This window comes from Clostridium sp. JS66, assembly GCF_033561535.1.
GTDB lineage: Bacteria > Bacillota > Clostridia > Clostridiales > Clostridiaceae > Clostridium_AM > Clostridium_AM carboxidivorans.
The window spans coordinates 2,538,283-2,552,717 of record NZ_CP131467.1; the positions used below are offsets into that span (position 1 = coordinate 2,538,283).

The 14,435-nt window shown below is 28.9% G+C and carries 11 protein-coding genes; 7 read left to right on the forward strand and 4 right to left on the reverse strand.

Annotation, left to right across the window (positions count from 1 at the left end; genetic code table 11):
• Positions 1-2: 2 nt before the first annotated feature.
• Together Q6H37_RS11925 and Q6H37_RS11930 are read left to right on the forward strand one after the other, a co-directional pair.
• A complete protein-coding gene (locus Q6H37_RS11925; RefSeq protein ID WP_318742144.1) occupies positions 3-1,856 on the forward strand; it encodes a SpoIIE family protein phosphatase in 1,854 nt (617 codons plus the stop codon).
• A 239-nt stretch (positions 1,857-2,095) separates the two neighbouring features.
• A complete protein-coding gene (locus Q6H37_RS11930) occupies positions 2,096-2,854 on the forward strand; it encodes a GGDEF domain-containing protein (protein ID WP_318742145.1) in 759 nt (252 codons plus the stop codon).
• Between the two features lie 215 nt (positions 2,855-3,069).
• On the opposite strand, the gene Q6H37_RS11935 is transcribed toward Q6H37_RS11930, so the two are convergent.
• Positions 3,070-3,618, reverse strand: coding sequence for a class I SAM-dependent methyltransferase (locus Q6H37_RS11935; protein WP_318742146.1), 549 nt, complete (start codon positions 3,616-3,618; stop codon positions 3,070-3,072).
• Entirely contained in the window at positions 3,605-4,825 is a 1,221-nt protein-coding gene (locus Q6H37_RS11940) for an alpha/beta hydrolase (protein WP_318742147.1), read from the reverse strand. Before Q6H37_RS11940 ends, Q6H37_RS11935 begins: the two co-directional genes overlap by 14 nt.
• 164 nt (positions 4,826-4,989) lie before the next feature.
• Between Q6H37_RS11940 and Q6H37_RS11945 the strand changes: the two genes are divergently transcribed.
• A complete protein-coding gene (locus Q6H37_RS11945; protein WP_318742148.1) occupies positions 4,990-5,601 on the forward strand; it encodes a TetR/AcrR family transcriptional regulator in 612 nt (203 codons plus the stop codon).
• 123 nt (positions 5,602-5,724) lie between these two features.
• On the opposite strand, the gene Q6H37_RS11950 is transcribed toward Q6H37_RS11945, so the two are convergent.
• A complete protein-coding gene (locus tag Q6H37_RS11950; protein WP_318742149.1) occupies positions 5,725-6,597 on the reverse strand; it encodes an AraC family transcriptional regulator in 873 nt (290 codons plus the stop codon).
• Positions 6,598-6,741: 144 nt separating this feature from the next.
• Here Q6H37_RS11950 and Q6H37_RS11955 point away from each other — a divergent pair, with 144 nt between their 5' ends.
• Together Q6H37_RS11955 and Q6H37_RS11960 are read left to right on the forward strand one after the other, a co-directional pair.
• On the forward strand, positions 6,742-8,205 hold the full coding sequence (locus Q6H37_RS11955) for an MFS transporter (RefSeq protein ID WP_318742150.1): 1,464 nt from the start codon (positions 6,742-6,744) through the stop codon (positions 8,203-8,205).
• Between the two features lie 266 nt (positions 8,206-8,471).
• Complete coding sequence (locus tag Q6H37_RS11960) at positions 8,472-9,410, forward strand: DUF6263 family protein (RefSeq protein ID WP_318742151.1); 939 nt, start codon at positions 8,472-8,474, stop codon at positions 9,408-9,410.
• Positions 9,411-9,567: 157 nt separating this feature from the next.
• Here the strand turns inward: Q6H37_RS11960 and Q6H37_RS11965 are convergent, their stop codons facing one another.
• Positions 9,568-10,833, reverse strand: coding sequence for a serine dehydratase subunit alpha family protein (locus Q6H37_RS11965; RefSeq protein ID WP_318742152.1), 1,266 nt, complete (start codon positions 10,831-10,833; stop codon positions 9,568-9,570).
• A 366-nt stretch (positions 10,834-11,199) separates the two neighbouring features.
• Here Q6H37_RS11965 and Q6H37_RS11970 point away from each other — a divergent pair, with 366 nt between their 5' ends.
• Both Q6H37_RS11970 and Q6H37_RS11975 read left to right on the forward strand, forming a co-directional pair.
• Entirely contained in the window at positions 11,200-11,859 is a 660-nt protein-coding gene (locus Q6H37_RS11970; protein ID WP_318742153.1) for a GntR family transcriptional regulator, read from the forward strand.
• A gap of 403 nt (positions 11,860-12,262) precedes the next feature.
• Positions 12,263-14,242 (forward strand): serine hydrolase domain-containing protein, encoded by a 1,980-nt coding sequence (locus Q6H37_RS11975; RefSeq protein ID WP_318742154.1) that lies wholly within the window; start codon positions 12,263-12,265, stop codon positions 14,240-14,242.
• Positions 14,243-14,435 lie beyond the last annotated feature (193 nt).

The following is a 14,435-nucleotide window of genomic DNA, read 5'->3' on the forward strand; positions in this document are numbered from 1 at the left end:
AAATGAAAGAAAAAGAAACACCTAAGGAATTTAGTGAGTCTTATGTAAAAAATGTTTTTAAAATACTTCTTGTATCCAGCATAATTATATCCTTTGCAGTAATTATTACAGCCTTTTTAGGATATGTAAATACAAAAAAATCTCTTATAAGTAAAGCTAAGTCTCAGGATATTGTTTTTATGGTAAAATCAATGGCAGCTAAAATAGATGGACGTATTAACAGAGCTGTTGAAACTTCCTGTATTTTTGCAAGAGATCCTTTAAATGTAAAATGGATAAATGAAGAAGAAAAGAATCAAGAGCTTGGAAAATTAGTTTTAGGTAACCTAGAAAATATTGAAAATTCTTATGATTATAATTATGCGTTCATAGCAGGAGTGAATACCAAACATTATTATTTTAGACAGAATTCCAATAAAACTAATAAAAATTTTATGGTTTTATCAGAAAGTAATCCTGATGATAGATGGTTTTATCAAATGCTTAAATCTAAAAAAACAATTGCCTTTAATATAAATTATGATATTGCACTGGATGAATCATTTCTTTTTGTAAATACAATTATGGGAACTGTAGAAAATCCTATTGGTATAACTGGAGTTGGTTTGAACCTTAACAGTATAACAAAGGAATTTAAAGAATTTAAGGTAGGTAAAAAAAGCAATCTTTGGATGGTGGATGAAAATGATGTAATCAAACTTTCTGATAAAAGAGAAGATATAGGAAAAAAGGTTCAGGATCTTTTACCAAAGGATGTAGTTGGAAAAATTAAGGATAAAAATTTAAATGAAGATGGTAAGGTTAAAGTAGCACAATACTACGACTTTGATAATGAAATTAATGATTATGCTTATTGTAAATTAAATTCAACTGATTGGACTTTATTTTATAAAATTCCAAGAAAAGAAAGCATATCTTTAATTGATTCATTAAGAGTAAATACCATTATAACTGTAATTTTAGTTTTATTATTTTTTATGTTATTATACTATTTTATTTCTAAAAAAATTGCCAATCCATACAAACAGGTTATGTTATTGAATAGTGAACTTGATTACAAGGTTAATATTAGAACTCAAGAGTTAAGGGAATCTAATGAAAAAATAAAGGACAGTATTGAATATGCTAAAAGATTACAAGAATCTATTTTACCTTTAAATAGTGAAATGAAAAAAGTATTTAAAGATAGTTTTGTAATTTGGAAACCTAGAGATATAGTTGGAGGAGACTTCTTTTGGTTAAGACAAATTGATGATGTAACTATATTAGCAGTAGGAGATTGTACAGGACATGGTGTTCCAGGTGCATTTATGACTATGACAGTAAATGCAATACTTCATAATATAGTTGCTACTGTAGATAAAGATGACCCTAGTTTAATATTAAAGGAACTTCATACTAGGCTTAAGGAAACTTTAAACAAAAGTTCTAACCCAGAAAGTGTTGATGATGGATTGGATATAGCAATCTTTTGCATAAATAAAAAATCTAATTTGTTATACTGCAGTGCTAACTTAGAGCTGTATATTAAAAATGGTGAAGAAGTGAGAACTTTTAAGCCTCAAACTAAAGGAGTGGGATATAATTACATAGAACTTAAAGAAAATTTATGTAATGAAAATATATCAATTGAAAAAGGGGACATACTTATAGTTACTACTGATGGCTTTATTCATCAAAATGGAGGCCAAAAAAATTATCCTTTTGGAAAGAAACGTTTGTATAATATGATTCAAAAATGTGAAGTTAAAGATTTAGATTCAATGAAGATTGAATTTGAAAACACTCTACAGCAGTACATGAATGATGAAGATCAAAGAGACGATATTACTGTTTTTGCATTTAAAATAAAGTGATTTTTAGAAGGATTTATCCGATCGCTACCATTGCTAATACCACCACCTTTTTCAAGTTAGGGATAAGCACTGCTATGCGCCTGGATAAGTTCTTCTAAGACTCAAATGGAGAGAGAGGTATTCCTCACAGGCAAACTCCACCTGAGTCTAAGAATCACTTGATTCAGCTGTGTATCAATTGCTATCTTATAGATAGCAATTATGAAATAAGATGATTGTAGTATTGGAGGGAAAATGCAGTGTCCATTGATTATAATTTTTTTGAAGCTGAAAAAACACTGATTAAAGAAGCAAAAGAATTAATTAAAAATGAAAAACATGATAAGAAAGTTTTGCTTGAAAATTTTTCACAAGTCATTGAAAGATTTGACAAGATGATAAGGGATGCTGAAAAGATAATCAAAATTAGTGATGGTCAGCAGGAATATCTTCACAGAATTCAAAGTGATTTAAAAAATGAAATTGAAGACAGGATAAGAGCGGAGGAAAAACTGAAATATTTTGCAGCTATAGATACACTTACAGGTTGCTACAACAGGGGCATGGGAATAGCTCTTTTAGAGAATGAAATAAAAAATATAAAAAGGAACAAGGGCATTTTTTCTATTTGCTATATAGATGTGAATGAATTGAAATATGTAAATGATAATTTTGGGCATTTTGAAGGTGATGAACTCATTGTAACCATGTGCAAATCCATTAAGAAAGCTGTAAGAGAAAAGGATATTTTATGCAGGCTAGGCGGAGATGAATTTTTAGTTCTTTTTTCAAACAGTGAAGTTGAAGATGTAGAAAAGATTGTAGAAAGGATTAAATCTAATATACATGTGGAAAATGAAAAGAAGTTGAAACCTTATTATATTTCTTTCAGCTACGGAATATTCCAAGTGGAATATAATAGTAATTTAAGCATTGATGAAATTATACAGAAATCAGATGCAAAAATGTATGAAAATAAACAAAAGTATAAAAAGTTAGGTTTAGCTTATAATAACTAAAAATTTATTTATATATTTTCTCAAATTTTCAAGTAATAGAATAAGCACATTGCGACGTAAGCGAAGTAACTTTCAACTGTATTCCGGCTGATATATGCTGTGAAGGAAAACTTACTTCACAGCATATATCACGGAGTAAAAGTTAAAATCCAAACTTCCACTGTACCTTTACGTCGCATAATTTTTAGAATGCGAAAGTTGAGTTAGTAATATATCTATATCTTTCTTGGCTTACATTTTATATAATCCTCATATTCTTTTTCAATATACCATAAATTTGATTGACTAATTTTTTGTTTAGTAATTTTCCTTGGTTGATGTCCATCTGCAAGATATAACCTTCCATTTTTCTTAATCATCCTATGTAAGTCTTTAAAAAATTTATTTGGGTTTTTTACTTGATGAAACATGTCCAATGCATATATTATATCCACTGAATCATTATTTATTAATTGTAAACTATCCTTTAATAGGATGGAGGTAATATTATTAAGGCTTTCGCTATTTACAAGTTTTTTTACAAATTCAATAGAAGCTTCATTTATATCCAAAGCATAAACTTTGCCTGTTGTGCCTACTAGCTTAGAGGAGTATTTTAGGTGCCTTCCTGTGCCACAGCCATAGTCTAAAACAATATATCCTTTATTAATGCCGAAACTATCAAGTATTTTTTCTTTGTTTTTAAATAAATCTTCAAAAAAATATGATATATTTAAAATCTTATAGTATAATTTTGTATTCTTAAAACTACTAATTTGAAACACTTCCCATCCTTGTTTTACTTGAGATTAGAATTTTATTTACTTGCTTAACAAATTTATCACTTTCATTAATCCAAGGACTATGTCCAGAATGCTCAAACCAAACAATTTCTTTATGTGGAGCCTCTAAAACATTGTAATAGTCTTCAATTAATGAAAGTGGAGCATTAATGTCACGTTTTCCTATAAAAAAATAAACTGGTATTTTTACTTTGGCATAATCTTTTCTTAAATCAATATTATAAAGCTGAGGGTAAACATGATTGAAAGTATTAATAAGTCCCCACATAAAGTTAATCTTATCTATAAGATCATATTCTGGTGAAAAAATATCTCTCCATGTATTAAATCGGGAATTATATATTTTTGAGTCTTTTTCCATATAAGAGTTTAAGTAATTTAAATACTCTGCACCTTTCCAAGTAACATCTGTTCCATAATATGGTGGATAACCATTTGATCTTAGTCTTGAAATCTTATTAGTATTATTTTTAATCTCAGCTATTTTAATGGCTTTCTTATAATCTAATTCTTCTGTTTTAGAAAAATCAACCATTTGCCCTGTTCCAATAAAACTGTAATACTTTTCTGGGTGCTTTTCAGCCAAAAAGATACCAAGGGCACTTCCCCATGACTCACCAACTAAATAGATTTTGTCCTTTTTAAATGTTTTACATAAATATTTAGTTAGTGCATATCCATCTTGAATATAATTATTTACATTTAAATTTTTGATATTTGCAGCATAATAGGATTTGCCAGAACCAGGTTGGTCCCAATTCACAACAACAAAATCTTTCTCAAGTTTTTGAAGATTATAGCGTACTGCGGCCATTTGAGTCCCACCTGGGCCTCCTGCCAAAAATAATAATACTGGATTATTTCTGTTTTCTCCTCTTATGCTAATCCACTCTTGTCTACCATTTAATTCTACTTTTCTTAATTCAGCAATGCTTTCTGGCACAGTCTTTCCATTCTTATCCACAATTGAGGGAGTACTAGCTGAAAAATAACTAAATGTTATTAATATAAGCATAAATACAAATAAACTTCCTAAAACGATGGTATTTCTTTTTAGTTTTAAGATTATATTATTCAAGGGAACTTTTTTCCTTATCTTTATTATCCACAATATTCCAATGATAAGTTCTGTTATAAAGGTTCCAATAATTGAAATAAGAAGTATTACAAAAATAATTATCTGTATCATAAAGGTCACTCCTGTAAAAATATGAATTGAACTAATTACATAGCGATTTTTCTTAATAATAAATTCGACCGTTGGGCAAAATTATACATTCATGTTATCATTTTTTCGACCGATGGTCAAATTATATTTATTGTGCTACAATAATTTTAAGGTAGGTGCTGTGAATGAATAAAAAAGAATTAATACTAAATGCTATGATGGATTTATTAGCAGAGGAAAAGGGTGCTGCTTGTTCTGTTAGTGATATTGCAAAAAAAGCTGGTATTGGAAAAGGAAGTATATATTATTATTTTAAATCCAAAGAAGAAATATTTGATGCACTGGTTGAACGTGTATATAATGAAATTATTGATAAATGCAAGGATTTAATTGATACTGCACAAATAAATGCTATAGAAAAACTATCCTTGCTGATTCAAAGTTATAGAAGTTCTATGATATTATCTTCAATTGATGCATATCTGCATCAACAACATAATGCAGCAATACATCAAAAATCTCTTGCAAAAATATTATCATCTCTTTCCCCAATTATTGCAGATATTATTAAACAAGGTATTGATGAAAAGTTATTCCAGTGTGATAGACCAGAAGAAACTGCTGAAATTGTTTTATCTACATACTGTTTTTTATTTGACCCTGGCATATTCTCATGGACTCAGGAGCAAGTTTCTAATAAGACAAAGGCATTAGCTGATTTATTAGAACGTGGATTGATGGCACCAAAGGGGAGTATGCAATTTCTTTGTAATTCTGTGACTAAATTTCATTTATAAAATATAATGAGCTATCTGAAAATGTATATGTATTTTCAGATAGCTATTTTTTCATAAATATAATTAGAATTATTCCTTTATTTCAAACCTACAAGTTTAAATGGCATTAATATTAGTATTTAACTAAATACTAGCTAAATTTTTTCTAAACTCTACAGGAGAAACATTTTTATACTTTTTAAAAAGCCTGCTGAAATAATTTGTATCATTGAAACCACAACTTAAGGCTATTTCAGTTATGTTAAGGCTGCTTTCGTGTAAAAGATCTATAGCCTTGTCTATTCTTAATTTATTTATATAGTCTATGGTAGACTTGCCAGTGATTTGTTTAAAAAGTCTGCAAAAGTGATAATTGCTGACATTAACCATAGCTGCAAGTTCGCCAATGGTTATTTTTTGGGTGAAATTATTTTCTATATATTTTAATATATCGCTAAAACGTCTTAAATTGTTGACTTGGGAATTGAATTCTTTCTTAGTAAGAATTTTTTCTATGTAGCCTCTAATTAATAATACAATCAATTCATATATATATGATTTTACAGCTAATTCAAAGCCAATTTCTTTAGTAAAGTACTCTCCAATTATTTTATTAATACAATTCAATATATCATTGTCATTACGTACCAAAGTTTTAAATAAAATTAAGTTTTGTGATAAAGGAGCTATAAATTTAGTTTGGCAGTAATCTATTTGGTTGCTAAAAAGAAAAGGTAAACCAACTCTAATAACATAGTAGGATAAATAATCATACAAGCTTTCAATATAATGTAGCTCATTGCTATTTATAATCACTATATCTTGAGCTTTAACATTTATTTTTTTAGAATTACAGTTAAGTATGCCTTCACCTTCGGTAATATAAAAAAATTGAATATGTTCATGCCAGTGAATGTCAAAAGCAGGTCCAGTATTATGATGTTCTTTTTTAAATATATCCACAAAAAAGTTTTCATCAGGCATTTTTTTATAAAAATAATTTGAGTAATCCTTCATTAAAACACATCCTTATCAAAATAGTGCTAATATCAAGCAATATAATTCATGAAATATACTGCATATATTGATATTATAAGATTACCAATTTAAATTGTAAATATCAATAATGTGCTCATTAGTATTATGAAGAAAGGATAAATTATGAAGAAAATAAATAAAGATGTATATAAAAATAAATGGCCTATTCTGTTTGTAGTTGTATTAATGACTTTTATGGCTTGTATAGATTCTAGCATTGTAAATGTGGCACTACCATTAATGTCAAAAAAGTTATCAGCTTCTATGGCGTCTATAGAATGGGTAATAGTAAGTTATGTAATGACTATTTGTTCAATAATTTTAATATTTGGAAGGTTAGGAGACATAAAGGGAAAAATAAAGGTATTTAGGTGGGGGATAGTTATTTTTACACTTGCGTCCTTTATGTGTGGATTTTCAAACAATTTAGTAGAATTAGTGTTTTTTAGAATAATTCAAGGAATTGGTGCAGCAGCTTATATGGCTAATAATCAAGGAATCATTACTCAAGTATTTCCTAAAAGTGAGAGAGGTAAGGCTTTAGGAATTTTAGGATCCTTTGCAGCAATGGGAACACTTATAGGTCCTCCTGCAGGAGGGTTTATAATATCCCTAATGGAGTGGAATTATATATTTTTAATTAATGTACCTTTAGGTATTGCTGCATTTATATTAGGTTTAAAGGTGTTTCCTAAATCAGAAAGCAATAGTGAAAAAATTGATATGAAAGGAGCAGTTCTATTTTTTATAGTAGTTATATGTTTATTTACAGCTTTAACCTGGGGACAAAAAATAGGCTACAATAATCCTATAATTATTTTAGGCTTTGTAATATCAATTGTAAGTTTTGTAATATTTATTAAATTGGAAGATAAAATAGATAATCCTCTTTTGCAATTGAATATCTTTAAAAATAATGTATTTTCTCTAAGTCTATTTTGTGCCTTTATTTCTTTTATATGTTTAAGTGCATCAGGCATTTTAATACCTTTTTATCTTCAGGATACCCTTAAGTTAACTTCAAGAACGGCAGGAGTAATCATGATGGTACAGCCTTTAATTATTGCAGTACTTTCTCCATTAAGCGGCAACTTGTCAGATAAAATTGGATCAGAATTTCTAACTTTTTTAGGATTAATATTCACAAGTATAGGATTTTTACTTATGTCCTTCTTAAATGAAAAATCCTCAATAATGTTTATAATAAGTTTTGTAAGTGTAATAGCAGTAGGAAATGCACTATTTCAACCATCTAATAATTCTTTGATAATGTCTTCTGTTCCAAGGGATAAGTTAGGTATTGCAGGCAGTGTCAATTCACTTACAAGAAACTTAGGACAAATTTTTGGAGTTACATTAGCTACAAGCTTTTTATATGTTTGTATGAGCTATAAAATAGGTTATCATGTTGTAGATTATATTGCAGGAAGAGATGATGTATTTATATATGGAATGAGATGGGTATATGCTATTTTGGTTGTTATATGTGGAATGGGATGGATGCTTACTGCTTTTAGGTTATACAAAAGTAAAACTAAAACAGAGACAAATCCAGAAAATTATAAAAAGAAAATTAGCCATTTATAGCTATAAAGAAAACTACTGGTTAAAACCAGCAGCTGTTGGATAAATTTTACATCTAATTATGCCTGCCACATTTCCTATTAACAAGGTTTTAGTATAATACAAATTTTACTTTTGGAACATAATCATTTTTGGTACAGTAAGACATTATCATATTTCGATCATACTTTTTATGGTCTAATTTCTTAAATATTGACAAATTAATAATTTATGTTAAAATTAATTGAAAATGTAAGGGGGTTTATTAAATTACGTTGGGAGGACAAACAATGAAATTAAAAAAAATAATAGCATCACTTTCTATAATGACAATGTTATTTGCTTTTGTAGGTTGTAGTAATGCTATGGATTTAAGCATCAATTTAAAAAAAGGGGACAAATATAACTTACATGAATTAATTGAACAAAAAGGCAATATAAATGTACAAGGTCAGAATATTGACTTAAATCAAGTTATGGATATGAATTTTGCAATGGAAGTAAAAGATGTTGACAAGGACAAAAATGTAACTATGGATTACAAGTATGATTCTATAAAGGTGTCTGCAGAATCAGATGGAGCAAAAAATGAGTATGATTCTAAAAAACCAGATTCAGCTAATCCTATGAGTGCTTTGTATGGAAGTGTTATAGGAAAAGGTTTTACTGTAAAGATAAGTAACAAGGGACAAGTATTAGAGGTAAAGGGAACAGATGAACTATTAAATTCAATAGTTGATAAGATTTCGGCTAGTGCTGAAGAAAAGAATCAAATTAAAAATAGTTTAGCTCAAAGTTTTGGTGATGAAGCTATTAAATCAATGATTAATCAGAGTATGAACTATTATCCAAAAAATCAAGTTAAAAATAATGATACATGGGAAAGTAAGTATGATATTAAAACAATGATGCCAATGTCTATTAGTAATAAATTGAAGTTTTTAGGAGAAAAGGATGGACTATTAAATGTTGATGTTCAATCTACAGTTGATGTAGATACTAAGAATAAACCAATAAATTTTATGAGCATAAAGACAAATATGAAGTTAAATGGTAATTGTAAAGGAACAGTAAACATTAATAAAGAAACTGGACTTGTTGCAAAAGCTGATCTTACAGAAAATATGAATGGTACTATGGAAATGTTGTCTACTAATGCAAGTGCTCAAAATATGAAAATGCCAATGAAAATGACAGCTAAAATAATTTATGAAACTACAAAAAAATAAGGCGTTTGATTAAACAAATCTCCTAACTAATTATATTTGTTAATTGGTTAGGAGATTGTTTTTTTACTTTTAAATGTATATAGATTTCTCTTGCTTAATAATATTTACAGTTTTTAAATGTAACTTAGGAAATAGTTAAGCTTATAGCAAAGAAAAATTATTTTCCTATCATGATATTAAGAATTTCTACATCAGTGGATTTCATGCCTTGACGTCCCATACGACCGATGTTTTGAATTGTCTTTTCATAATCTTCTTCAACAATTCCTTCTCCAAATGGAAATACTAAATCATGTTTTGCCATTTCATAACCCATGATTCCAGCATCTACTGAGCTAGAGATTTTTGCTGCACAGGAAGCTTTAGCTCCATCACATACAATACCACCAACATTACCAACGGAATTGATTATAGTTTTACCAATTGTATCATAATCAGCACCATTTAAATAAGCAATACCACAAGCTGCAGCTGTTCCTGCTGATACAGCTCCACAATAAGCAGATAAATTTCCTATATAACGTTTTTGATGTAAGGATATAAGGTTAGTTAAAACAAGAGCTCTGTAAAGTTTATCTTCATCTGCTCCCATATCTTCAGCATAAACTAAAACTGGCATAGTACAAGTGATTCCTTGATTACCACTTCCTGAGTTAATAACTACTGGAAGAGCACATCCATTCATTCTTGCGTCAGAGCCTGCTGCTGCTGCTGCCCTTGCTTTAGTACGAACATCATTACCGCCAAATTTCATAAGGGTTTGTCCAACCTGAGCACCCCAATTGTGAGTTAAGCCTTCTTTTGATATGGCAGAATTATATTTAATTTGTGTGCTGATAACATCTCTTACATCATCAAGATTTACTTCATTGGCAAACTGAAGTATGTCTTTAATATTAAGCTTTGATTTATCTCCGGATTGCTGAGTCACAATATCAGCTTGCTCGAATATTACCTTACCATTTTTTTCGATTTTGGCAATGTGGTTATGTTTTTTTCTAACTTCTACAGCTGCCACATCCTGTCCTGCTGTTAATTCAGCACGGATAAAAAGATTTTCTTCTCCTTCTTCTAATTCACAGCTGCAGATTCCCTTTTGATATAATTCTTTAGTCTTATCAATGTCTTCCTGTTGTACTTCGCTGATAACTTGAAGCTCTAAGTCTGCCTTTCCTGCTACGGTGCCTAAGATAGCTGCTACTTCTACACCTTTTTGTCCACCAGAATTAGGTACAATAACTCCCTTTACATTTTTAATAATATTTCCACTGCAGCGAACAACCATTTTTTCTGGCATCTGTCCAAGAACTTCTCTTGCTTTTGCAGCTGTAAATGCAATGGCAATAGGTTCTGTACATCCCATAGCTGGAATTAGTTCCCCTTTTAATATTTTAACGTAATTATCGTATTGAATTTTATTCATTAAAAAGACCTCCTATATGTAATACTTAATTATTTTTCGTGCTAATATGATTACAAGAATATTTAACACAGCTAAAACAGTAGTAATTACTGTCTTGTATTATGTAGTTTCATACTTTAGTATGCATCCTAATCATATCACAGGAAGGTGTAATAATCAATATTATATGTCGTATTTGTGCAATGTATTTGATTACATTGGATATATAATGAAAATATTGAGATTTAATGTAAAAAAAGATGATGTATATTATTTTGTGGTATGATCACGAATGTTGATTATGAAACCATGTCTTTTTATATTGACTTACTTTCTTTTTAAATGTATAATAACTTGACAATAATATTGACATAAGGAGGTCGTTTTATGGGTGAAAAAAGCTTGGATACATTAAAAAATCAAATTTATAATGCTTTATTTTCTGATATTATTAATGGAATATATCCTCCAGATACTATCTTAACTGAAAAATTTTTGATGGAAAAATACGGCGTTAGTCGTGCACCAATACGTGAAGCACTTACACAGCTTATTGGAACTCATATATTGGCCAGTATTCCAAGGCAGGGATATAAAATTATTCAACCAAGTTCTAATAAACTATTGGAAATTACAAAATTTCGTTCTGCTTTAGAATGTTCTTTTTTAGAAAATTATTGCATGTATATAGATGAAACCTCAATAAAAGAACTGAAAAATATTTGTATGGGTCACACCAATTGTCCAGATAACGATTTTATGGTTCGCTGGAATTATAATTGTCAGTTTCATTTGAAATTGTTCTCTATTTATGGCAACCATTATGCATATAAACTTCTGGAAGATGCTATGAATATTCAAACTATTTGCTTTGTACAGAGAAAGCATTACAGCAGAACCAGTTTGCATATGGTTTTAATTGATTATTTGGAAAGAGGAGAAATTGAAATGGCTGTGAACATTTTGAAGGCAGATATTGAGAATCTTATGATTCCGGATATTGTTCCCGTTCCAATAAACAAGGATAAAAAAGGAGATATGTTATAAGTAGTATAGGAAATTATAAATATGTTTTTAGTTAAAAATTAAATAAAACAATGAGTTAAATAAAAATAAATTAAAAAAGCCAAGAATTTTTGAAAGTTTATCATTAAAACATCAAAAGTTCTTGGTTTTAATATTTGCTTTTCAATTATAATCTTCCAGATAAAATCAATAGTGTTCCTGCATTTAATTTAAAGTTAAGCTTACATCCTTACAATAATGTAACTTTAGTTAATGAATATTGTAAGGTAAATAAATGGCTCATGCTAAAGATGTTTTTTATAATTTATTTAAAGATTAAAGTTAAAGAATATGTACAGTTCTAAACTTGAAATTTTAAATAAGTAATATTAAGAAAAATGCTAGTTAATTTCTTAATATGTTAAAGCTATGGAGGAACATGAGCATGTGTTATGAAAAATCTAAAAAAAATATAAATTTCTTGAAAAATAAGCTGGTAAAACAGATATTTGCAATTATATCAATGTTTATAATATGCTTTGGGAACAGCATTACAGTTTTCGCAGAGACTAATTCAAATGATGACTTGTTAAGTAATAAAGATGATTTGAAAGTATTTATGGATACTACTTTTCAAAAAAAGATGGAAAAGCAGCATATTCCAGGAGCAGTAATTACTGTTGTTAAAGATGGACAAGTTATTTTTAGCCAAGGATATGGATATGCTGATTTAGAAAATAAAGTACCTATGACAGCAGATAAAACATTAATAAGAATAGCATCTGTATCAAAGCTCTTTACCTATACAGCAATGATGCAGCTTTATGAACAAGGAAAAGTTGATTTAAAAGCTGATGTAAATAAGTATTTAAAAGGTTATAGTTTAAAAAATGAATATTCAAATCCAGTAACAGTGGAACAGCTTCTTACACATACATCAGGAATAGATGATAACAGAATAGCAGATTTGTCAAAGGATAAAAAGGATTTGGTGTCCATGAATGATTTCTTAAAAAAACATTTGCCTAAGGTGGTAAGAAAGCCAGGAACTATTATAAACTACAGCAGCTATGATACAGCACTGGCAGGAGGAATTGTTGAACAGGTTTCAGGAAAACCTCTTAATAGTTTTATTGAAAATAACATATTTAAACCACTAAAAATGAACGATTCCACATTAAATAGGGATATGAATCCAAAGGGATTAGAGTGTGGTTACAATTATGAAAATGGTAGAATTTCAAAGGCTAAGGAAGTGGAAGGATACTTCAATAATTATGCCATTGGAGGCATAATATCAACTTCTGAAGATATGGCTAAATTTATGATAGCACACTTAAATAATGGGGCATATGAAGATGAAAAAATATTAAAGGAAAGTACAGCCATTAATATGCACAGTCAGCATGCAGCCTTTGATAAGAGGCTTCCAGGAATGGCTTATGGATTTAATGAAAAAATTATAAATGGATATAGAGCTATTGAACATCTTGGATATTCACCAGATAATATATACAGTGATATGACTTTGTTTCCAGAGGAGAATTTAGGGGCTTTTATATCCATAAATCAAGGAATGAATAATGTACCTGATGAAATAGTAGGTGAAATGGTTAAAAAATATTTTCCACAAAAAGAAGCAATAAAAGATAATAAAAATGTTTTTATAGAGAAAAGTGATTTAAGGAATTTTGTAGGCACTTATAGATTTAGCGAAAACCCTGTAAGTACTTTTCATAAAGGGGATGCCTTTCCAGAAGGTGAGGGCTTAACTATAAGTCTAAAGGATGAAAAAACTTTGACACTTAAAGGTAAAGATGTTTTTGTAGGAAATGAATATACCACTAATATTACTGAAGTAGAACCATTAGTATTTAAAAGAGCTGACAATGGGGAGTATGTGATATTTAAGAAGAATGAAGCTGGTAAAATTTATTATTTAGCTCAGCAGCAGGACAGTTGGCATGGTACGTATGAAAAGCTTAATTGGTATGAGCTTTCAGGTGTACAAATAGGAGTAGCTTTATTTTCTTTAATAATATTCTTAATTGCAGTTATATACTCTATTGGAAGGATAATTTATATTACAATAAAGAAGAAAAGCAGTGAACTAAACCTTTTGAAAAAAACTAATTTTTACATGGCTTTTGTAATAAGCTTATTAAATGTTTCTTTCTTTGTTGCAGCATTATTTGTACTAGGAGAACCAACAAGATATGGCATAAATATGGGAGCTAAATTGTTACTATGTGTGCCAATATTGAGTTTAATTTTAAATTTACTCTTTTTATTTTTTATAGTAATAGATTGGATGAAGAAAAACAGTAAATTATATTTTAGATTATACTATTTGCTTGTAGCCCTTACAGGAATACTATATATGTGGTTTTTAAATTATTGGAATCTTTTTGGATTTAAGTATTAATAGAGGATTATACATTCTTGATAAATGGTTGGTTTTTATATACTATATATCTAGAAGTGCGGATTTCATTTAAAAGGTTGTCCGTATTTCATTGTGCGTCTTTACAATAATGTAATTACTCAACTTTCGCAATTTAAAAATGCTTCGATTTTGCTTATTATATTAAGTTTAAATTTTGTATATGCGAAAGTTG

Coding starts and splice junctions, on each gene's coding strand:
- Q6H37_RS11950 (WP_318742149.1), bottom strand. CDS start 6,597: ATGAAGGATTACTCAAATTATTTTTATAAAAAAATGCCTGATGAAAAC.
- Q6H37_RS11925 (WP_318742144.1), top strand. CDS start 3: ATGAAAGAAAAAGAAACACCTAAGGAATTTAGTGAGTCTTATGTAAAA.
- Q6H37_RS11960 (WP_318742151.1), top strand. CDS start 8,472: ATGAAATTAAAAAAAATAATAGCATCACTTTCTATAATGACAATGTTA.
- Q6H37_RS11945 (WP_318742148.1), top strand. CDS start 4,990: ATGAATAAAAAAGAATTAATACTAAATGCTATGATGGATTTATTAGCA.
- Q6H37_RS11975 (WP_318742154.1), top strand. CDS start 12,263: ATGTGTTATGAAAAATCTAAAAAAAATATAAATTTCTTGAAAAATAAG.
- Q6H37_RS11965 (WP_318742152.1), bottom strand. CDS start 10,833: ATGAATAAAATTCAATACGATAATTACGTTAAAATATTAAAAGGGGAA.
- Q6H37_RS11940 (WP_318742147.1), bottom strand. CDS start 4,825: ATGATACAGATAATTATTTTTGTAATACTTCTTATTTCAATTATTGGA.
- Q6H37_RS11970 (WP_318742153.1), top strand. CDS start 11,200: ATGGGTGAAAAAAGCTTGGATACATTAAAAAATCAAATTTATAATGCT.
- Q6H37_RS11955 (WP_318742150.1), top strand. CDS start 6,742: ATGAAGAAAATAAATAAAGATGTATATAAAAATAAATGGCCTATTCTG.